This is a genomic window from Gelidibacter mesophilus DSM 14095 (assembly GCF_000423005.1).
GTDB lineage: Bacteria > Bacteroidota > Bacteroidia > Flavobacteriales > Flavobacteriaceae > Gelidibacter > Gelidibacter mesophilus.
Window position 1 is genome coordinate 569001 of record NZ_AUHD01000001.1, and the last position, 21810, is coordinate 590810.

Here is a 21810-nt window from a genome sequence, read left to right on the forward strand (position 1 = left end):
TTAAAATTGAATGCTATTGATTTTCAATCCATTTACGCGCATTGACAAATGCTTCCAACCATGGCGACACTTCGTCTGTTCTGCCTTCATGATAATGTGGCCAGTTCCATTGAAACGTTGACCGCTCAATATGTGGCATCGTCACCAAGTGTCTTCCTGTTTTGTCACACATCATGGCCGTATTGAAATCTGAGCCATTAGGATTGGCGGGATAAGCGTCATATCCATATTTCGCTACGATGTTATACGTGTCTTCTGTGAGTGGAAGCTTAAACTTACCTTCTCCATGAGAAATCCATACGCCCAATGTACTGCCCGCCATACTTGAAAGCATGACAGAATTGTTTTCTTGAATTTTCACGGAGCTAAAACCGCTCTCGTGTTTTTTTGAGGTGTTATAAGTGAGTTTTCCGTGGGTTTCATGTTCTGGATTGACCAGTTCTAATTCCATCCAAAGTTGTGCGCCATTGCAAATGCCTACAGAAAGTGTGTCTTGTCTTTTGAAGAAGTTTTTCAATGCAGTATTAGCTTTTTCATTGTATAAAAATGCACCGGCCCAGCCTTTCGCAGAACCTAGAACATCCGAATTAGAAAATCCGCCAACCGCACCAATAAATTGAATGTCTTCCAATGTTTCACGTCCTGAAATCAAATCGGTCATATGCACGTCTTTAACATCAAATCCTGCGAGGTACATGGCATTTGCCATTTCACGTTCAGAGTTGGAGCCTTTTTCACGAAGAATGGCAGCCTTTGGACGTTTAGTGCCGCTAGGAATAACTGGTAATTTTCCTGTGAAATATTCAGGAAATTTGTATGCCAACGGTTGGTTTTTATAATTATCAAAACGCTCTTTCGCCAATCCGCCTGCGGTTTGCTTCTGATCGAGTAGGTAAGAGGTTTTAAACCACATATCACGCAATCTAAAAACGCTCATCGTAAATACATCTTTTCCATTGATGATATTTAGGGAGTCGTCCTCTGTAGCATTTCCTATTTTTAAAAAACCAATATTTGATTCGGTCAATATTTTTTCTGCGGAAGCGTCTTTGGTTTGAAAAACAATCCCGGCATTTTCAGCAAAAAGTATTTTGAATGAATCACTTTCACCAAGACCAGTCAAGTCCAATTCTGCACCTAAATTGTTGTCAGCAAAACACATTTCCAACAAGGTGGTAATCAGTCCGCCAGAAGCCACATCATGGCCTGCAGTAATTTGACCTTCCTGAATAAGGGTTTGAATGGTATTGAAAACTGTTTTTACGTAGTCTGCATCTTGAACTTTAGGCGTTTCATTACCAATTTTATTTAAGATTTGTGCAAATGAGCTTCCGCCTAATTTGAAATTATCTTGAGAAAGGTTGATATAATAAATGCTACCTGCATTTTTCTTTAAAATAGGTTCAACGACATTGGTAATATCGTTACAGCTGGCAGCTGCAGAAATGATGACAGTTCCTGGAGAAATCACCTCTTCATTTGGATATTTCTGCTTCATGGAAAGGGAGTCTTTTCCTGTCGGAACATTAATGCCCAGATCAATAGAAAATTCAGAAACTGCTTTTACAGCGGCGTAAAGTCGCGCATCTTCACCTTCGTTTTTACAGGGCCACATCCAGTTGGCGGAAAGTGATACACTTTGCAAGCCATCTTTTAACGGAGCCCAGATGATATTAGTCAAGGCCTCAGTAATCCCATTTATACTACCAGCAACCGGATCAATCAATCCGGAAATAGGCGAGTGGCCAATGGCGGTTGCAACGCCTTCTTTTCCTTTATAGTCTAAAGCCATAACGGCCACATTGTTGAGTGGTAATTGTAGTGGCCCAACACATTGTTGTTTTGCAACTTTACCTCCCACGCAACGGTCTACCTTATTGGTAAGCCAATCTTTACAGGCTACCGCTTCTAATTGCAGCAATTGATCTAAATAATCGTAAAATTTATCTTTTTTATAAGTGACGGACTTGTAATTCCTGTTCACGGTTTTATCAGTCATGACTGTTTTTGGAGAACTTCCAAACATGTCCTCCATTTCTAAATCCATTGGCTTTTGGCCTGTCGATTTAGATTCAAAAGTAAAGCGGTGATTTCCTGTGACGTCTCCTACGGTATACATTGGTGAGCGTTCACGATCCGCTATTTTTTGGAGAGTTTCCAAATGTTTTTCAGCAATGACTAAGCCCATGCGTTCTTGGGATTCATTACCAATAATTTCTTTGGCAGAAAGTGTAGGATCCCCAACCGGTAATTTATCTAAGTCAATTAGTCCGCCAGTGTCTTCTACCAATTCACTTAAGCAATTCAAATGCCCGCCAGCGCCATGATCATGAATGGAAACGATAAAATTCTCTTGGCTTTCAACCATTCCACGGACCGCATTGGCGGCACGTTTTTGCATTTCCGGATTGGAACGTTGTACGGCATTTAATTCGATACCTGTTGAGAATTCTCCAGTATCTGCTGAAGAAACTGCTGCGCCACCCATTCCAATGCGGTAGTTTTCACCACCAAGGATCACTACTTTGTCACCAACTTTAGGCGTATCTTTTAAGGCTTGCTCTGCTTTTCCATAACCAATTCCACCCGCTTGCATGATCACTTTATCATAGCCTAGTTTTCTTGCGCATGATGAGCTTGTTGAAGCATCTTGATTTTCATCATGTTCAAAAGTTAATACAGAACCGCAAATTAAAGGTTGCCCGAATTTGTTGCCAAAATCCGAAGCACCATTACTGGCTTTTATTAAAATATCCATTGGTGTTTGATACAACCAAGGACGTGCGTCCATTTTCTGTTCCCAAGGACGATTCTCTTCCAATCGCGAATAAGATGTCATATAGACAGCAGTTCCGGCTAAGGGCAAAGAGCCTTTTCCACCAGCGAGTCGGTCTCTGATTTCTCCACCAGAACCTGTGGCAGCCCCATTGAAAGGTTCCACCGTGGTTGGAAAATTATGGGTTTCTGCTTTTAATGAAATTACCGATTCATAATCCGTAGTTTGGTAGAAATCTGGTTTATCCGCCGTTTTAGGGGCAAATTGTTCAACAATTGGACCTTTCACAAAAGCAACGTTGTCTTTATAGGCTGAAACAATAGAATTCGGATTTTTATTGGAGGTTTCCCTTATCATTTTGAACAGTGACTGCTCTTTTTCTTCCCCGTCAATAATAAAAGTACCATTGAAAATCTTATGACGGCAATGTTCACTATTAACCTGTGAGAACCCAAAGACTTCAGAATCGGTTAGTTTTCTACCGATTTTAGCTGAAACACCTTCTAAATAGTCAATTTCTTCGTCATTCAATGCCAAACCTTCTTGTTGGTTATAAGCCGAAATATCTTCGATATCAATAATTGGCTCCGGTTGGATATGAATGGTGAATGACTCCTGATCAATCCCCTTGTATCTTTCAGAAATCATGGGGTCGAAGTCCTTGAAACCTTCAGCTACCGCTTGAAATTCTTCAATACGGATGATGTCCGATATGCCCATATTTTGGGTGATTTCAACAGCATTTGTGCTCCAAGGGGTAATCATTGCAGCGCGTGGACCAACAAAAAAAGCATCGAGAGATGCTTGTTCTATTTTAGGTTGGTTGCCAAATAACCATATCAGTTTATTGATGGTTGCTGTTGCTAATTCTTTTGTTGCTTGAACAGCAAATACTTTGCTGTTTTGGTTTCCGAAGAAATGAATCATTATGTCTTAGTTTATGCCTGACTTTTTGCGCAGACAGTTTGTATTTTGAAAGTGCAAAATTAGTCTTTTTAAAGGATATTTTTTCACATTAAGTCATAAAAAAAGCAACATCGGGCACTGAGCTTGTTGAAGTGATGTTGCTTTTATTGTTTTATGATTAATCGTGGATATTTGATCTTTGAGATGAAACGTTCAACCTTGTGGCGGATTCAAATCATTATATTCTGTAACGAAAATAATTGGAATTACTTTTTCTTTAAGAGTGCCATGTAAAACCCATCGAAACCAGAGGTGTGTGCAAGGACTTTTTCATCTTTTACAAAAGTAAATTCTTGTCCGTTTTCTGATGCTAAGAATTTTTTAACCTGATCTTGGTTTTCTGACGGTAATATAGAGCATGTCGCATAGACCAATTTTCCACCAGATTTGACAATTTTAGAATATTGTTGCAGGATCTCTTGTTGGGTTTCCTTGATTTTGTCAATAAATTCTGGCTGCAGTTTCCATTTGGCATCCGGGTTTCTTCTGAGCACGCCCAAACCGGAACAAGGCGCATCAATCAACACACGATCTGCTTTGTCATATAATTTTTTGACTACTTTGGTGGATTCTATCGTTCTTGTTTCAACATTAAAGACACTGTTACGCTTGGCTCTTCGTTTGAGTTCGTTAAGCTTATTGCCATAAATATCCAATGCAATCACCTGACCTTTGTTTTGCATTAAGGTAGCAATATGCAATGCCTTGCCGCCAGCACCTGCACAAGTATCAACTACGCGCATGCCAGGTTCTACATCGAGAAATTGAGCCACCAATTGTGATGAGGCATCCTGAACTTCAAAATGTCCGTTTTTAAAAGCTTCTGTTTGAAAGACATTGGCACGCTCTTTTAATTTCAGAGCATCAGGATAATTTGGTATAAAATCCGTCTCAATGTCTAAGTCAAACAAGACGGCCTGGAGCGCTTCTTTGGTTGTTTGAAGAGTATTCACTCTTAAAATAACTTCTGCCTGTTCATTTAAAGCACTGATTTCTTTAGTCCAAACCTCATTGCCTAATTCTTTTTCACCCAATTCATCCATCCAATCAGGAATGGATTCCTTGAATTTTCTGGTTTTTGAAAGTTCATCAAATCGTCCTTTAATTTTTCGGGTTGGTGTGTTCTCAAAATAAGGCCAGTCAGGAAGTTTAATGCCTTTTAAAGTGGCCCAAACGGCAAACATTCTCCAAATATTATCTCTGTCAAACGGTTCCTTAACTTCAGCAATCTCAGCATATAAACGCTTCCATCTCACGATATCATAAGTGGTTTCAGCAACAAACGCACGATCACGTGCACCCCATCGTTTATCTCGTTTTAGAAGTTGTTGAATAACTTTATCAGCGTATTGACCTTCGTTAAAAATGAGCATCAACCCATCAATAACTGCAAAACATATATTTCTGTGTAATCTCATTTTTCTAGTTATTTAGATTTGTCGTTATCTTGTGCGACTGCAAGCTTTATTATAAAAATTGCGACTGCAAAGTTACGTTAAAATGCTACGAATGCGTGACTATTTTATTTTTTTTAGTCGTAAATCAAGTATCTTTCCGAAAAAAATGTGACCATGAGAATTTTGACGTATTTATTTTTAGTGACAGCCATCATATCTTGTAAAAATAAAGAGGAAACTATTAAAAATAAAATAACATCAGTTGCTATAGAGGAAATATATATTGATAGTACGTTAAGTATTAGGGCACTTGATATAGCCTCTGATAAAAGCTTAGCTTTTGCGGCAAACAATGCTGTTTTCGGATTGTTTAACCCTCAAACTGAGGTATGGTCTACGGCAACACAACACTATGACAGTTTGAACTTGCAATTTAGAGCGGTGGCGAGAACAGCGAATGACTTTTTTATGCTCAGTGTGGAAAATCCTGCCTTATTATTCAAGACGGGCGAAAATGGTGCCATGGAAGTGGTATATAAAGAGGTGCATGAAAAGGTGTTTTATGATGCCCTTAGCTTTTGGAACTCTGAAGAGGGCATTGCCATTGGTGACCCAACGGAGGACTGTATGAGTATTATCATAACGAGAGATGGAGGAGAGACTTGGAATAAAGTGCCTTGTAACAATTTACCAAAAATCATGGAAGGTGAAGCCGCTTTTGCTGCGAGCAACACGAATATTGCTATTGTGGGCAATAAAACTTGGGTGGCCACAGGCGGAAAAACGAGTAGGATTTTATTCTCTGGTGATAAAGGCGAGACCTGGGAGGCTTTTGAAACGCCGATGATCAATGGTGAAGCAACAACTGGTATATATTCCATTGATTTTTGCGATGAGAATAATGGATTTGCGATTGGTGGTGATTATACAAAACCTGAAAACACTAAAGCTAATAAAATGAGAACGTCAGATGGTGGCAAAACCTGGTTGTTGGTAGGCGATGGAGCGGAACCAGGCTATAGAAGTTGCGTACAATATGTTCCGAATAGCGACGGAAAGGAACTTGTGACCGTTGGTTTTAGGGGGATTGATTACTCTAATGATTCTGGCAGTACATGGACACATTTAAGTGATGAAGGTTTTTACACGCTGCGATTTTTAAATGATAGTGTAGCCTACGCTGCAGGGAAGGGGAGAATGGCGAGATTGAAATTTCAAAACTAGAATAGAAATTTCAGAAAAAAAATCCAAATTCCAAGGGTTTGATTTTGGAATTTGGAATTTGGAGTTTTGAATTTTATTCCTTATCGTGTGGATTGCCTCGTCGCTTTTTATATTCATGGAGCATTTTGCGGTTAAACTCATCCTCGGCCGTTCTCAATTGTAGAATTTTCTTTGCTGGTAATACTTTTTGGTTCACTAGACTTTCTATAAAATCAATACGTAAGTGTTCTCTTTCTCTTTCAAATTTTATAAGATCATTCAGCATGATCTTGGCCTGTGCTTCAGAAATGTCTTCTGAAATTTGCTTACGCTTTTCGTAGCCCAGTCGTCTTTGCATATCTTTTTCAGTCTCATACGCATTATAAATGGGCCAAAACTTTTGTGCCTCTGTTTGGGTAAGCGCCAAACGCTCCGTAATAAAGGCAACTTTAAGCGACTTAATTTTTTCTCTTTTATTTGAGTCTTGTGAGAATGTTGACCAAGAGGTCAATAACACCACCACTAAAACGATCATTATTTTTTTCATTTTTCAAATATTAAATCTTCAATAGAAGTATTGTTAAGAAGATAACTTTCCAAAGACTCTTCTGTAAGTGTATTAGAGACAAAATTGTCTAAAACTAGGTCTTCTTCATTTAAAAGTGAAGCAATGTCATAAATGTTGAGGTTTTCATCATTCAAATAATCTTCAATAGAAGCAGTTTCAACCTGGTTAATGGATAGACTGTCTGGCGATTTTGTAAAAACCGTAAGCATCAAAACCAAAGAGGCCGCAATGCCTGAAGCGTAGGCTGCATTTCGCAAAGACATAAATGATCTTACTTTTGGTTGTTTTTCGTTTGTAAGACGTGTTTGCAATTGGGCATCAAAATTTTCAAAATAGTTTTCTGGAACGCTATGGCCAGAATTTTTTATTGCCGCCATTTCTTTTTGAACATTGATTTTAGCAAATAAACGCTCATCAAAACTTTCAAAATAGGAATCGGGTGTTTTAAGACCTGTTTCATTTATATTATGTAAACTCCTTTTTTTCATGCTATTACTAGGACTATCAATTAAGTAAAAGGTTTAATCATTGGTTAAATAAGCTTCAATCTTTTTTACGGCAATATGATAAGAGGCTTTTAAAGCGCCTTCACTTGTCTCTAATATTTCAGACATTTCTGAATATTTTAAATCATCAAAATAACGCATATTAAAGACGAGCTTTTGTTTTAGGGGTAATGTTGCGATGGCTTTTTGTAACTTTAACTGAATATCGATGCCTTCAAAATAAACATCTGCCTGAAGATTTTCAATGGTTTGCTGTTGCAATTCTTCGCTGGTAATGCTTTTTAATCTCGCATTCGTTTTGAGATGTGTGATGGCTTCATTGGTTGCAATCCGATACATCCAAGAGTAGAGTTTACTTTCGCCTTTAAAACTGTGGATATTTTTATAAATCTTAATAAAAGTATTCTGCAATACGTCATCAGCATCATCGTGGCTCATCACTATTTTTCGTATGTGCCAATATAAACGTTCCTTGTAGAGGTTAAGCAACTCTTTAAAGGCCGTTTCTTTGGTCTTTTCGGATGTTAATCTTAAAATGAGTTCCTCGTCGTGGTCCACAAAAACGTTTTTTAATAAGACTGCTGAAGATATAAAAAGTTTAATCGAATTTGTTAAAAAATATTTCTAGAAATTCATTGCTGATAATCAATTGATTAAGTGAAATATAATCGTTAAAAAGCATATATTATCGATGAATTGTATTTTTTTCTTGTTTTATATTGTGAAAAGTAATATGTTTACAGTCCCTAACTAACTTTATCAGTTGATGCTCCCAAGCATTGACAACCAGAAGAAAAGGATGCGCTTTGGTAGTGGCATCCTTTTTTTTATTAGTGAAACCCACAACCCGGTAGCGGAACATATTGTAATATGTTGGTTGGGCTATTCTCGATTTTGGGCAGGATCGGGTTCTAAATCAAAAAGATAGAAGGGTTTAGAGGGTCAAAATAAGTAATATAATATTTTCTTAAGAGTGTAGTTTCGGTGGTTTCTTAATGGCTACTCAAAGCTCTGCATGTCTACAAGCATTTTGTAAACTCCTTTTTTCTCTATAAGTTCATTGTGTTTGCCTTGCTCAACGATTTCACCTTTTTGCATCACGATAATTTCATCAGCATTTTGGATGGTTGACAATCTATGGGCAATAACAATAGAGGTTCTGTTGCGCATCATGTTTTCCAAGGCTGACTGGACCAAACGTTCGCTTTCTGTGTCAAGGGCCGAAGTAGCTTCGTCTAAAATCATAATTGGTGGATTTTTAAGAACTGCTCGCGCAATGCTTAAGCGTTGTTTTTGACCTCCAGATAATTTATTCCCAGAATCACCAATATTGGAGTTGATGCCGAAAGGTAAATCATTAACAAATTCCCACGCGTTAGCAATTTTTAAGGCATCTATCACTTCTTCATCGGTGGCATCTTGCTTACCAATTTTAATATTGTTTTTTATAGTGTCATTGAACAATATCGAGTCTTGAGAGACGACGCCAAGCATGCGTCTTAGTGATGTTATGGAAAGGTTTTTAATATCTACGCCGTCAATGGAGATTCTACCTTCATTCACGTCATAAAATCTTGTGATGAGATTGGCAATAGTGCTTTTTCCGCTTCCAGACTGACCTACCAGTGCTACAGTTTTTCCTTTAGGCACCTTTAGGCTGAAGTTTTTGAGAACTAAATGATCCTCATATTTGAAGGAGATATTATCAATCAAGACGTCCGATTCAAATTCATTTTTGATTACTGGATCCTCAATTTCCTTGATGGTGTTTTCCGTTTCTAAAAATTCTAGAATTCTATTGGCTGCACCATCGCCCTTTTTAACGCCATAGCTTGCCTTGGCAATCGCTTTTGCAGGGGTGAGAATGTTGTAGGCCAAAAGGATATAGCCAATAAAGAACGTAGGATCCATGGATTGGTCTATAAATACCAAATAACCACCAAAAACCAAAAGAATCCCAATTACTATAATTCCGAGAAATTCGCTCATTGGAGACGCCAAATTTTGACGGTTTAGCAAAGTGTTGGAATAATGGTAATAGCGTTCATTGGAATCTTCAAACTTTTTTGCGAACACCTTTTCCACATCAAAGGCTTTGATTATCCGTAATCCGGTCATGGTTTCTTCAAGAATGGATAAGAAAACACCCTGTTCTTCTTGAACTTTTAAAGATCCTTTTTTCAGTGATTTACCAATTTTTGAGATGATGATGCCTGATATCGGTAAAAAGACAAAAACAAACAAAGTTAACTTGGCGCTCATCATCAACATCACCACCAACGAGAATAAGATGGTCAAAGGTTCTCTGACAATCATTTCCAACACCGCTAAAAACGAATTTTTCACTTCATCCACATCGGCGCTAACACGAGAAATTGTATCGCCTTTTGATTTTTCGGAATAAAAGGCGAGCGGTAAGGTGACTATTTTATCAAAAAGCACATTTCTGATGTCTTTTAAAACGCCATTTCTCAAAAATGTGATATAATACATGGCGAGATAATTGAAAACGTTTTTCAGTAAGAACATACTAATGATCACGGATACCATGAGCATTAGAACTTTGAAATCGCCATACTTTTCAATTTTATCAACAATAAAAAAGTTAAGGTAATCTTCCATATACCCCTTAATGTTCAAGAGTCCCTCGTAGGTAGGTTCTATGAAAACTTCTCGTTTTTCACTGAAAATAACTTTTAATACAGGAATTAAAGCAACGAAAGAAAGCGTGCTAAAGAGTGCATAAAGGATGTTGAAAAAAATGTTGAGATAGGCATATTTTTTATACGGAATAATAAACCGATAAAACTTTTTTAAATTCTCCATTTAACTGAGATTCATGTCTTTTAAAATACCGTCAATTTTTTTCTGCAATTGGCTTTCCACTGAAGCATATGCTTCTTCGGAGGACAAAGCGGCATTAACGCTGATGTAAAATTTTATCTTAGGTTCAGTACCACTTGGTCGCAACGCTATTTTACTACCATCTTCAGTATAATAAATAATAACGTTTGATTTTGGGATATCGATAGCTTCGTCTTTATTGGAAATAAAATTCTTAGCCTTTGACGTTTGGTAATCCTCAATTCGTGTCACTTTAGAGCCATTGATCGCTTTTAAAGGGTTTTCTCGGGCATCAATCATCATTTGCTTGATTTCTTGAGCGCCTTCCATTCCTTTTTTGGTGATTGCCACGAGGTGTTCTTTATAAAGCCCGTGAGATACAAATAACTGCAATAATGTTTTATAGAAAGAACTGCCATCAGTTTTAGCCTGTGCGGCAATTTCGCAAGCCAATAGGGTAGAGGTCACGGCATCTTTATCACGCACAAAATCACCTACCATATAACCAAAACTCTCTTCGCCACCACCAATAAAGTCGAGCTCAGGGAAATCCTTGATCATTTTGGCAATCCATTTAAAACCGGTGAGGCCTTCTTTATATTCAACACCGTATGATTTTGTCAAAACCTCCACCATTGGTGTCGAAACAATCGTCGAGCCCACAAATTCGTTGCCATCCAACTTCCCTTGTTTTTTCCATTGTTTTAATAGGAAATCGGTCATTACTAACATGGTCTGGTTGCCATTGAGAAGAATTAAGTTGCCTTCCAAATTTCTAACTGCAACCCCTAAGCGATCACAATCAGGATCTGTACCTATGACAATATCTGCATTTGTTTTTTCAGCCAATTCCAATGCCATCTTTAAAGCTTCTGGCTCTTCTGGGTTTGGTGATTTAACCGTTGGGAAATCACCATTTGGTTCTTGCTGTTCCTTAACAAGGTGAACATTGTTATAACCCGCGCGTTTAAGTGTTTCAGGAACTGTGGTTATGGAGGTACCATGGAGTGAGGTAAAGACAACAGTCACGTCGTCTTTTGATTTTTGCGTTGTAAAGTTGGCATTTTTTACCGAAGCATTGATAAAGGCGTCATCTACTTTCTTCCCAATAATCTCAATGTAGTTGTCCTTAGCTTTAAAATTGATTTCAGAATAATCCAAACTGTTAATTTCATCCACAATGGCAGCATCTTGTGGTGGTACCAATTGGCCACCATCTTGCCAATACACTTTAAAACCATTGTATTCTGGAGGGTTGTGAGAGGCGGTTAATACGATCCCACAGTGACAATCCAAATGTCTTACTGAAAATGATAATTCTGGCGTGGTGCGCAAATCTTCAAATAAATAAACTTGAATGTCATTCGCTGAAAACACATCGGCGACAACTTTTGCCAAGGACTTACTGTTGTGGCGACAGTCATAAGCAATCACCACTTTAGGAGTTTCATCAGGGAATTGTTGGTGTAAGTAATTGCTCAAGCCCTGTGTGTTTCTTCCAAGCGTATATTTGTTTATACGATTGGTGCCAACGCCCATAATACCACGCATACCACCGGTACCAAATTCTAAATCCTTATAAAATGCTTCTTGGATTTCTTTGGGATGAAAAGCGATACTATCCTTAATTTTTTCCTGGGTTTCTTGATCAAAAGTTGGGGTTAGCCATGTATTGATGCGTTCTAGAATCTTTGGTTCAATGTGTATCATGGTGGTTATTTTAAGAGTTACATTACAAAACTAAACAAATGTTGACTGAATATAGGTTATTATTTAGCAGATTGGAAATTTAATTCGTCATTAATAAGATAGCGTTTTTTGTCTTCTTTAGTTCGCAAAATAATTTCACCCAAAAACCCAGCAATAAAAAATTGCGTTCCTATGATCATGGTAGAAAGTGCGACATAGAATTGAGGACGATCCGTAATTAATCTTCCAGTGGTATTTAAAAAGAGTTTATCAATGCCTAAATAGAGTGTGAAAGCAAGTCCTATAAATAACATAATGACACCCAAAGCTCCAAAAAGATGCATCGGCCGTCTTGCAAAACGAGAAAGGAACCAAATAGTCAGCAAATCGAGAAACCCATGAATAAACCGATTCATACCAAATTTGGTGCTTCCGTATTTACGGGCTTGGTGCAGTACAACTTTTTCACCGATATTTGAAAATCCAGCGTTTTTGGCTAAAACAGGAATGTAGCGGTGCATTTCGCCATTGACATCAATGTTTTTGACCACATTAATATTGTACGCCTTTAGGCCGCAATTAAAATCATTTAACTTGACGCCAGAGGTTTTACGTGCTGCCCAATTGAACAATTTGGAGGGCAAGTTTTTTGACACTACAGAATCATAACGTTTTTTCTTCCAACCGGAAACCAAGTCATAATGCTCTTTGGTAATCATGCTATAAAGCTCTGGTATTTCTTCAGGACTATCCTGTAAATCAGCATCCATGGTGATGACGACATCGCCATTTGCTTTTTCAAATCCAGCATGAAGTGCTTGGGATTTTCCGAAATTTCGCAAAAATCGAATTCCTTTTACACTGCTGTCTTGTTGAGATAATTTTTTAATAATCTTCCAAGAACCATCAGTGCTGCCATCATCAATAAAGATGATTTCATAAGAAAAATGATTGGACTGCATAACTTTAGCAATCCAATCATATAATTCAGTTAACGACTCTTGTTCGTTGAGTAGTGGTATGACTACTGATATGTTCATTTTGGTGTGTTCAAGATGTAATCCTTCAAAAGTAACAAAATTACTTCAAAGCCGTTTTATTCTTTTTTCATTATCAAACCTGCAATAAGACCATAAATGAGACCAAAAAGACCACTCAATGCTAACCATAAAGCACTTGAAATGGCAGGATTTGTTAGCATTTCGACAAACTTCATTCCTTGGTCAACCATTTCTTGAGTCATATCAGGGTTTTGCTCTAACATATTGTCTCGGGCTACATCCATCATTTGATTCATGAAATCTGGATCAATAATATAATTGAATATTAACGAATAAATTACAAAAACTATAGCGCTTATAATTGCAATCAATACGCCCACCTTTAACGCTTCACTTAAGGATAACAGATTGCCATTTTTCTTTTTATATTGTGATACCGCATAAAAAATGACAATTGGGAAAATAAGATAATAAATAGCTGTTGGCCATTGTGCGCCTTTTAGGGCTAATCCGGTGACATAAGTCAGTACTGAGATAACGACCATTACAAGTCCTAAAATCACGCCATAATTAATAGAGAATTTGCCAGGTGCTAGATTTTGTGTTTCCATAATATTTGGTTTAATTAGTTTGTTTATTAGTTAGTAAGCAAATATAGAAAAACGTTACAAAATAAGTTCCGTGAAGCGTGGAATGTTGGTGCTAGACACAGAATATTTTATAAATAAATTGAAACCTAATATTCACTCAATAACTAAATGTAAAAAATAAAGCAAAATCTATTGCATAGAAGTAAAAAATACTTAAATTTGCACTTCCAAAAATTGAACGATATTAAAGTATTTAGAGATGAAAAAAGGTATACATCCAGAGAATTATAGACTTGTAGCATTTAAAGATATGTCCAATGAAGACGTGTTCTTGACAAAATCTACAGCAGATACAAATGAAACTATTGACGTTGACGGGGTTGAGTATCCACTTGTAAAGATGGAGATTTCAAGATCATCTCATCCATTTTACACCGGTAAATCGAAATTAGTTGATACTGCTGGTCGTATTGATAAATTCAAAAATAAATACGCTAAATTCCAAAAATAATTTAGTGTACATCATATTGAAAGCCTTCAGATATTCTCTGAAGGCTTTTTTGTTTTCTATAATTAACTTACTTTTGGGCCTTGAAATTTATGCAATCGAAATAGTTGTACTTAGGGATGCTCATTTTTTGATTTATAACTAAGGATTTTTTTCTCTGCAACTTGTAATGTGACGTGGGTAATTTTTGATTTTTTGTTGAACTAACTTCTAACTTAATACATGAACTATATTCTTTTTGATGGTCCTTTTAGAACTCACCTTTTACCTTTTACCTACACACGACCCGTCGCTGATATTAGAATAGGTATTCTAACCATAAGAGAAAAATGGGAAATGCGATTAGGCTTTACTACAACTACCATAACTGAGGACTATTTGTCAGAGCGATTTCCTATGGTAGAAATGGATCAAAATGTTCTGATCAATGCGTCGTATTTACCAAATGCTGAACTGGTAAGTTTGGTTAAAAATTTAGCAGTAAACCAAGCTATTTTTAAGGACGACGATGTTATAGCTTTTTTTGCAAGTGATACCCAAGAAGATATCGATTTTGAGGCGTTTGAGGCCATTGAATTTGAAGGTGAGGTTATCAAATTAGAGCATACTTGGGATATTTTTTCTAAAAATGGAGAGGCCATTCAAGAAGACTTTCAATTAATTACCAAAGGAAGACACTCACAACCTATTTCATCAAGTAACAGCATCATAGCAGCCCACAACATCTTTGTGGAAGAGGGAGCTACTTTGGAATTTGTAACTCTCAATGCTTCACAAGGACCAATTTATATAGGTAAGAACACAGAGATAATGGAGGGCGCTATGATTAGAGGGCCTTTCGCTATCTGTGAACATTCTATTGTTAAAATGGGGGCAAAAATTTATGGACCTACCACTGTTGGCCCATATTCGAAAGTAGGTGGTGAAGTGAACAACTCCGTTCTTTTCGCACATGCCAATAAAGGTCATGAAGGATTTTTAGGTAATTCTGTAATTGGTGAATGGTGCAATTTAGGTGCGGACACCAATACTTCAAATCTTAAAAATAATTATGCCGAAGTAAAAATTTGGGATTATACTACTGAAAGTTTTGCAAGAACAGGTTTGCAGTTTTGTGGCTTAATGATGGGCGATCATAGTAAATGCGGTATCAATACCATGTTCAATACAGGCACTGTGATTGGCGTTAGTGCGAATATCTTTGGAAGTGGTTATCCTCGTAATTTTATACCTAGCTTTAGTTGGGGTGGTGCTTCTGGCTTTACAACCTATCAAACGAATAGGGCGTTTGATGTAGCCCAAAAAGTAATGTCTAGACGTCAAATAGAGTTCTGCGACGTTGACAAATCTATAATGGATCATATCTTCGAGATCACCAGAAAATTCAGAAGGGATTAATTTGTTTATTGTAATCCACTAAGGCTCGATAAAGAATTGGGCTCACTTCGCTTTTAAAATCTAGAATCTAGAAGTAAGACCTGATTGTATTTTATTAATAAATTCTTGTTTTTTAGATTTATAATACAAAAAAAAGGAAGTTTTCATTGAGATATTTTGAGACAGAAAAGACAAGTCTTATTTCTTTTTTTATTTTGACACTCCTAAGTCAGTTGATTTTTATCTTATACTAATGACTTTAAGCCTAAAATTTCTCTTGAACAGTTTGCTTCAAAAGGGTTTTAAATCTTAGAAAAGCTTATAGCCAACTTTCGGTTAAATTAAGAGGAATTAGGAAATCTTAACAAAGTTGTCGTGCTTTTATTTTAGCCAATTCATGGCTTCAATATGTGCTTTTTTAATTAGCCCATTCGTCTAAGTGAGATTTGCGATTTTTTTCAAACAATTGCGTAACTTTGTGCTTCCAAATCAAATAGTAAGGTAAACCATAAAGTTTACTTTTCAAAAATGAAGTTGTTTTATATAAGACACTTCTGTTTTTAAAGAATAAAGACAGGTTATGAGAAAAAAAGTAGCGTTTTATACTTTAGGGTGCAAACTGAATTTTTCAGAAACTTCTACCATCGCCAGGACTTTCGTGAATGAAGGTTTTGATCGTGTAGAGTTTAATGAAGAAGCGGATATCTATGTGATTAACACCTGTTCTGTGACTGAAAATGCCGATAAACGCTTTAAATCTATCGTCAAGCAAGCCCAAAAGATCAACCCAGATGCCTTTGTGGCCGCAATAGGTTGTTATGCACAATTAAAACCTCAGGAATTGGCAGATGTTAATGGTGTCGATTTAGTACTTGGTGCTACAGAGAAGTTTAAGATTATCGATTATTTGAATGACCTTTCTAAAAATGACATGGGAGAAGTGCATTCCTGTGAGATTGAACATGCTGATTTTTATGTAGGAAGCTATTCTATTGGCGATAGAACACGCGCATTTTTAAAAGTACAGGACGGTTGCGATTATAAATGCACCTATTGTACGATTCCCTTGGCACGTGGTATTTCGCGCAGTGATACTATGGAAAGCGTGATTGCGAATGCTAAAGAAATTGCCAATCAGGATATCAAGGAAATTGTTTTGACCGGCGTCAATATTGGCGACTATGGTAAAGGGGAATTCGGAAATAAAAAACACGAACATACTTTTTTAGATCTTGTTAAAGAATTGGATAATGTGGAGGGTATTGAGCGTTTGCGTATTTCGTCCATTGAGCCTAACTTATTAAAAAATGAAACCATTGATTTGGTGTCGAAATCGAGGGCTTTTGTTCCTCATTTTCATATTCCATTACAGAGCGGGAGTAATGCTATTCTCAAAAGCATGAAACGGCGCTACATGAGGGAACTTTATGTTGATCGTGTGGCCAAAATTAAGGAGGTCATGCCACACGCTTGTATTGGCGTTGATGTTATTGTTGGTTTTCCTGGCGAAACTGATGCCCATTTTTTAGAGACCTATAATTTCTTAAATACACTAGATATTTCGTATTTACATGTCTTTACCTATTCTGAACGCGATAATACAGAAGCTGCAGAAATGGACAATGTAGTTGCAAAAAATGTGAGAGCAAAACGCAGTAAGATGTTACGAGGGCTGTCTGTTAAAAAGCGTCGTGCGTTTTATGAAAGCCAAATAGGAACAATACGAAGTGTCTTGTTTGAAAGCGAAAATAAAGAAGGTTATATCCATGGATTTACTGAGAACTATGTCAAAGTAAAAACCCCTTGGAATCCGGAGTTGGTAAATACGATACATGATATAGAACTTACGAAAATTGCTAACGATGGCATTGTAAGATTTGAATTTGTCTCCGTCTGCTCTCAATAAATACATTTTTTCAAATCGACTTTTGACCTCTGTTTATTTTCAGCTCAATGTGTTTGCTTGATATGGATTTTTATGGACTTCGTTAGGATTGTTTTATTCTTTTTCTCCCGTGTTTTTAATACTTAAAACGGTGTTCTTGTCTTCGCAAAAAATTTATTATTCAAAAAATTGCGATGTGGAAGTGTTGTGGGAATTATGGTTAAAACTTGGCTCATTGAATCCACAACGCGCTCCTTGTCTGTCTTTTTTACCATTTATCCTATATTTTTTATTAGACGGTTTCTTATCTATAATTTTAGCCCTGATCCCAAAGCTATTAATTTGTAAATGAAAATTTCAGTACACCTACTTTTCCTTTCCTTTTGTTTTTTGTTGTGTTCTGGCTGCTCTGACAAAGAGGTAGCCAGCCCTGTCATTGGGTCTTGGAAATTGACAACATGGACCGTGGGTATTCCGATGGATTTGAAGAATCATTCGGTATATAGTACCAATCTTTTGGATCAAACAACATGTCATGTCAATGAAGTCTTGAGCTTTGATAGCAATGGCACCATCACATCAGCTGACACGTTTAATCCTGAAATCACCATCAGCTTAAAAGATGGTACTTCTGATGATTATATCGTTAAAGAGATGTGTGCTGATGGTTCAATAGGGTTTACTGCCGATTATATGGCTGTTGATGACGACAAAGTAGAATTTAACAATGTCATGGGTATTTTGGAGAATGAGAAATTGACCGTTGTTTACGAAAGTGCCGTAAAAATCTACAACGAAGGATTGACTGAAATTATTGATCTAAAAGATCTGACTCTTGTTTACGAGAAAATCAAGTAAAAAAAAATCCGAAACAAGGCTTCGGATTTTTATTTTTTTAGATTCTAATACCTACTGGAAGCATTTTTTTGTATTTTCTGTTTTTTCTTAAAAATCTAGCTATTTCAGGGCTGGTTGGAACAACACTAATATTACGTTCAGAAATGTTTTCAAAAACCAAGGTTAAAAAATCGGTTTCAAAATCTTCAGAAGTAACGCACTCAGGAATAAATAATTTAGTTAGAAAAATTTTACGGTCTTGAAGAGAATATTCTATCTTCGCTAAATCGTCCTCAACTTTAAGTTCAAATTGACGTAAGAAGTCATTGTCAACTAATTCTGCTGCATCAATCATAATCGTATGTTTTATATTATTTCAAGGGGTTGGGAGGGGTGATCGCTACATTTTTATATAGCTTTGCGTCACAAATTTACGAAAAATTAACGTAACATTGGCCTTCGTAATTGTTAAATACTTAGGAAATAAACCTTTACGGAGGCTTTAGTCGTTTAATCTGCTCAACTTGGCTTTTGTAATGGATTGGGCAAATTAAAATCAGCAAATGGAGAAAGAAATTATCCCTGTTTATCTCATGCCTGGAATGGCTGCCAAACCGACCATATTTGATCGCATTAAATTACCTGCAGATCAATTCAAAATTTACTGGTTGGAGTGGATGATTCCAGAAGAAAATGAAAGTTTGGAAGACTATGCGAAACGAATGATCCTAAAGATTGATCATGAAAATCCAGTGCTTCTAGGTGTGTCGTTTGGTGGAATTTTAGTTCAGGAAATGAGTAAGTTTATGAAAATAAGGAAACTGATAGTAGTGAGCAGTGTCAAGTCTCGCCATGAACTTCCAAAACGAATGAAGGTTGCCAAATTTATAAAAGCTTACAAGTTCGCACCCACACAATTGTTGTCTAATTTGGACGTTCTAAAAAAATATGCCTTTAATGATACCATTTCAAAACGGATTGATTTGTACAAAACCTATCTTGCCGTTAATGATAAACGCTATTTAGATTGGGCTTTAAGAGAAATGCTGCTTTGGGATCAGGAAGAGCCCAACGCAGCAGCTATTTATATCCATGGAGATAGAGATGCCATTTTCACGCATTCCTGCGAAGGAAACTGCATTATTGTGAAGGATGGCACGCATATCATGATCGTTACGAAGTATCAATGGTTTAATAAAAACCTTCCACAATTAATAACAGGCTCCAATTGATTCCTGTTGAATTATTTTTTACATTTATAAAAAATTAAGAAAATGAAAATTATTAAGAATTTACTTGCTATTGTTGGTCTCGTCTGTATTTCTGGGTTGTTCATATTCGCTGTACAGAAGCCGGACGATAAAGAGGTGGTACCAGTCCAAAAAATGATCAATGATTATAATGTTTATGCATTAAAGTTGCCCGATGGTCTTAATTTTGCAGGAGAACCAGTGCCATTATCTATTCCTGATGTTTACGAGCGAATGGACAAAGAACTCTTGGTAAATACCTATTGGCAATCAAATGGACTTTTGATGTTTAAACGCGCCCAAAAGTATTTCCCAATTATCGAGCCTATTCTAAAAAAACATGGTATTCCAGATGATTTTAAATATTTGGCAGTTATAGAAAGCGGATTGACCAATGCTGTTTCTCCAGCAGGAGCAAGGGGTGTTTGGCAAATTATGCCAGCCACAGGAAAGGAAAATGGACTTGAAGTCAATGATAACGTGGATGAACGCTATCATTTGGAAAAATCTACTGAAGTTGCTTGTAAATATTTATTGCAATCAAAAAACAGTCTTGGGTCTTGGACCTTGGCTGCTGCGGCTTATAATGCAGGCAATGCAGGGGTTTCACGACGATTAAAAGAACAAGGGGTAACTGATTATTATGATTTATTATTAGGGGAAGAAACAGGACGTTATATGTTTAGGATTGTGGCTTTAAAGGAAATTTTAAAGAATCCAAAAACCTATGGCTTCAACTTTGAAGAAGATGATCTCTACTCCAATATTCCAACGTTTAATGTTACAATAGATACTGAAATTGCAGATTTTACAGTCTTTGCAAAAGAATATGGCATTAACTATAAAATTCTTAAAATCCATAATCCATGGTTAAGAGAGCCTCATTTGAATAATAAATCTAGAAAAAAATATACTATCGAGATTCCTGAAAAGGGCTATTATTCTAAATCCTAATGTTGGCATTTCTCTCGAGTAATATTTGGGTTATCCTAATAGCAATCAACTATTTATTAGTCATCTTGGTTGCATTTACAATAGTCACTAAGAACATAAATCCAACCAAAACGGTATCTTATATTATCGTTTTGGTTTTTTTTCCGTTTTTTGGGTTGATTGTCTATTACCTTTTTGGACAGGAATATCGAAAAAATAAAATCTTCAATAGAAAGCACATTCTCAATCAAAAAGTGATTACTGATGTCAGCAGGCGCCTTGAACCTAATAGACAGGAAATGAAGGATCTTAAAGATGATCTTTTAGATGATAAAATAAGACTCGTCAAACTTCTTCATAGTAGTGAAAATTCCCCTTTAACCATTAATAATGATATTACAATCATTAAAAACGGAGAGAACAAGTTCAAATTACTTTTGGCCGACTTAAGAAAAGCCAAAGAGCATATACACATGGAATATTACATCCTTCGTGATGATAAGATTGGAACACAAATTATAGATGTTTTGTGTGAAAAAGCAGAAGCAGGTGTTACTGTCAGGTTGAGTATAGACGATGTGGGAAGTAGTGTTTCTAGAAAAAACAAAAGGAGGATGATTAAAAGCGGTGTACAATGGTTTTCTTTTATGCCCGTTCTCTTTCCTGGTTTTACAGGAAAAATGAATTATAGAAACCACCGAAAAATAGTAATTATTGATGGACAGATAGGCTATATTGGCGGCATCAATGTTTCAGATACTTATGTGAATTATGATAATTCTGAAAAGTACTGGAGGGATACACATCTAAAGATAGTTGGGGAATCTGTGAAATCTCTGCAAATTCACTTTTTGATGAATTGGGAATTTGTTTCCAATAAAAAGATTGAAATGGAAGAGAGCTTTTTCCCAAAAGGAGATTGCAAAGAATGTGTTGCTGTTCAAATTGCTGCCAGTGGCCCTGATACGGATTGGGCCAATATCATGGAAGTTATTTTTACAGCCATAGTTACGGCCGAAAAGTATGTGTATTTAACAACGCCTTATTTTATTCCTAACGATCAAATTATTACAGCACTCCAGGTGGCTTCTAAAAGCGGCGTAGACGTTCGGCTTATTATACCGAAGGATTCAGATTCATGGACGGCAAAACACGCCACAAACTCCTACATTGAGTGTCTTCTCGAGGCCGATATTAAGATATACAGATACTGCAAAGGTTTTATCCATGCCAAAACAATGGTTGTGGACGATGTGTTTGCAACCGTTGGTACCACAAACATGGATTACCGAAGTTTCAATATCAACTTTGAGATCAATGCGATTATCTATAATGAGAATAAAACTTTGGAGTTAAAATCGCACTTCTTTGAGGATCTCCAAGAAAGCGAAGCTATAGATAAAGAAAGATGGTTGAACCGTCCACAACTTGAAAAGTTGAAAGAATCCTACTGCCGTCTTTGGGCACCACTATTATAGGT

18 protein-coding genes are annotated in these 21810 nt (G+C 36.7%); 8 read left to right on the forward strand and 10 right to left on the reverse strand.

Annotation, left to right across the window (positions count from 1 at the left end; genetic code table 11):
* Positions 1-13 precede the first annotated feature (13 nt).
* Positions 14-3703, reverse strand: coding sequence for a phosphoribosylformylglycinamidine synthase (gene purL, locus G525_RS0102680; RefSeq protein ID WP_027124777.1), 3690 nt, complete (start codon positions 3701-3703; stop codon positions 14-16).
* Between the two features lie 245 nt (positions 3704-3948).
* Positions 3949-5160 (reverse strand): RsmB/NOP family class I SAM-dependent RNA methyltransferase, encoded by a 1212-nt coding sequence (locus tag G525_RS0102685; RefSeq protein ID WP_027124778.1) that lies wholly within the window; start codon positions 5158-5160, stop codon positions 3949-3951.
* A gap of 153 nt (positions 5161-5313) precedes the next feature.
* Here G525_RS0102685 and G525_RS0102690 point away from each other — a divergent pair, with 153 nt between their 5' ends.
* Complete coding sequence (locus tag G525_RS0102690) at positions 5314-6363, forward strand: sialidase family protein (protein WP_027124779.1); 1050 nt, start codon at positions 5314-5316, stop codon at positions 6361-6363.
* A 73-nt stretch (positions 6364-6436) separates the two neighbouring features.
* On the opposite strand, the gene G525_RS0102695 is transcribed toward G525_RS0102690, so the two are convergent.
* The 7 genes from G525_RS0102695 to G525_RS0102730 form a co-directional block, all read right to left on the reverse strand.
* A complete protein-coding gene (locus G525_RS0102695; protein ID WP_027124780.1) occupies positions 6437-6889 on the reverse strand; it encodes a hypothetical protein in 453 nt (150 codons plus the stop codon).
* Positions 6886-7398, reverse strand: a complete 513-nt coding sequence (locus G525_RS0102700) for a hypothetical protein (RefSeq protein ID WP_027124781.1) — start codon at positions 7396-7398, stop codon at positions 6886-6888. Before G525_RS0102700 ends, G525_RS0102695 begins: the two co-directional genes overlap by 4 nt.
* A 33-nt stretch (positions 7399-7431) precedes the next feature.
* A complete protein-coding gene (locus tag G525_RS0102705) occupies positions 7432-7974 on the reverse strand; it encodes an RNA polymerase sigma factor (protein WP_027124782.1) in 543 nt (180 codons plus the stop codon).
* Between the two features lie 441 nt (positions 7975-8415).
* Complete coding sequence (locus G525_RS0102715; protein WP_027124783.1) at positions 8416-10242, reverse strand: ABC transporter ATP-binding protein; 1827 nt, start codon at positions 10240-10242, stop codon at positions 8416-8418.
* Entirely contained in the window at positions 10243-11970 is a 1728-nt protein-coding gene (locus G525_RS0102720; RefSeq protein ID WP_211222899.1) for a phospho-sugar mutase, read from the reverse strand.
* A 59-nt stretch (positions 11971-12029) separates the two neighbouring features.
* Complete coding sequence (locus G525_RS0102725) at positions 12030-12989, reverse strand: glycosyltransferase family 2 protein (RefSeq protein WP_027124785.1); 960 nt, start codon at positions 12987-12989, stop codon at positions 12030-12032.
* Between the two features lie 56 nt (positions 12990-13045).
* On the reverse strand, positions 13046-13561 hold the full coding sequence (locus G525_RS0102730; protein ID WP_027124786.1) for a DUF4199 domain-containing protein: 516 nt from the start codon (positions 13559-13561) through the stop codon (positions 13046-13048).
* Between the two features lie 238 nt (positions 13562-13799).
* Here G525_RS0102730 and G525_RS0102735 point away from each other — a divergent pair, with 238 nt between their 5' ends.
* From G525_RS0102735 to G525_RS0102755, 4 genes are all read left to right on the forward strand, one after another.
* Positions 13800-14051 carry a type B 50S ribosomal protein L31 gene (locus G525_RS0102735; RefSeq protein ID WP_027124787.1) on the forward strand — a complete coding sequence of 84 codons (252 nt, stop codon included), beginning with the start codon at positions 13800-13802 and terminating at the stop codon, positions 14049-14051.
* A gap of 219 nt (positions 14052-14270) precedes the next feature.
* Entirely contained in the window at positions 14271-15446 is a 1176-nt protein-coding gene (locus tag G525_RS0102740) for a GlmU family protein (protein ID WP_027124788.1), read from the forward strand.
* A gap of 559 nt (positions 15447-16005) precedes the next feature.
* Positions 16006-17331, forward strand: a complete 1326-nt coding sequence (mtaB, locus tag G525_RS0102745; protein ID WP_027124789.1) for a tRNA (N(6)-L-threonylcarbamoyladenosine(37)-C(2))-methylthiotransferase MtaB — start codon at positions 16006-16008, stop codon at positions 17329-17331.
* A 327-nt stretch (positions 17332-17658) separates the two neighbouring features.
* Positions 17659-18168 carry a hypothetical protein gene (locus tag G525_RS0102755; protein ID WP_027124790.1) on the forward strand — a complete coding sequence of 170 codons (510 nt, stop codon included), beginning with the start codon at positions 17659-17661 and terminating at the stop codon, positions 18166-18168.
* Between the two features lie 37 nt (positions 18169-18205).
* Here the strand turns inward: G525_RS0102755 and G525_RS0102760 are convergent, their stop codons facing one another.
* Complete coding sequence (locus G525_RS0102760) at positions 18206-18502, reverse strand: N-acetyltransferase (RefSeq protein ID WP_027124791.1); 297 nt, start codon at positions 18500-18502, stop codon at positions 18206-18208.
* A 208-nt stretch (positions 18503-18710) separates the two neighbouring features.
* Here G525_RS0102760 and G525_RS0102765 point away from each other — a divergent pair, with 208 nt between their 5' ends.
* Genes G525_RS0102765 through cls form a run of 3 tightly spaced genes read left to right on the forward strand, consistent with a single transcriptional unit; the run spans position 18711 to position 21808 of the window.
* Positions 18711-19379 (forward strand): alpha/beta fold hydrolase, encoded by a 669-nt coding sequence (locus G525_RS0102765; protein ID WP_027124792.1) that lies wholly within the window; start codon positions 18711-18713, stop codon positions 19377-19379.
* A gap of 42 nt (positions 19380-19421) precedes the next feature.
* On the forward strand, positions 19422-20351 hold the full coding sequence (locus G525_RS0102770) for a lytic transglycosylase domain-containing protein (protein ID WP_027124793.1): 930 nt from the start codon (positions 19422-19424) through the stop codon (positions 20349-20351).
* Positions 20351-21808: a cardiolipin synthase gene (gene cls, locus G525_RS0102775; RefSeq protein ID WP_027124794.1), complete on the forward strand. Its 1458-nt coding sequence runs from the start codon at positions 20351-20353 to the stop codon at positions 21806-21808. The genes G525_RS0102770 and cls overlap by 1 nt, the downstream gene beginning before the upstream one ends.
* The last annotated feature ends 2 nt before the right edge of the window (positions 21809-21810 follow it).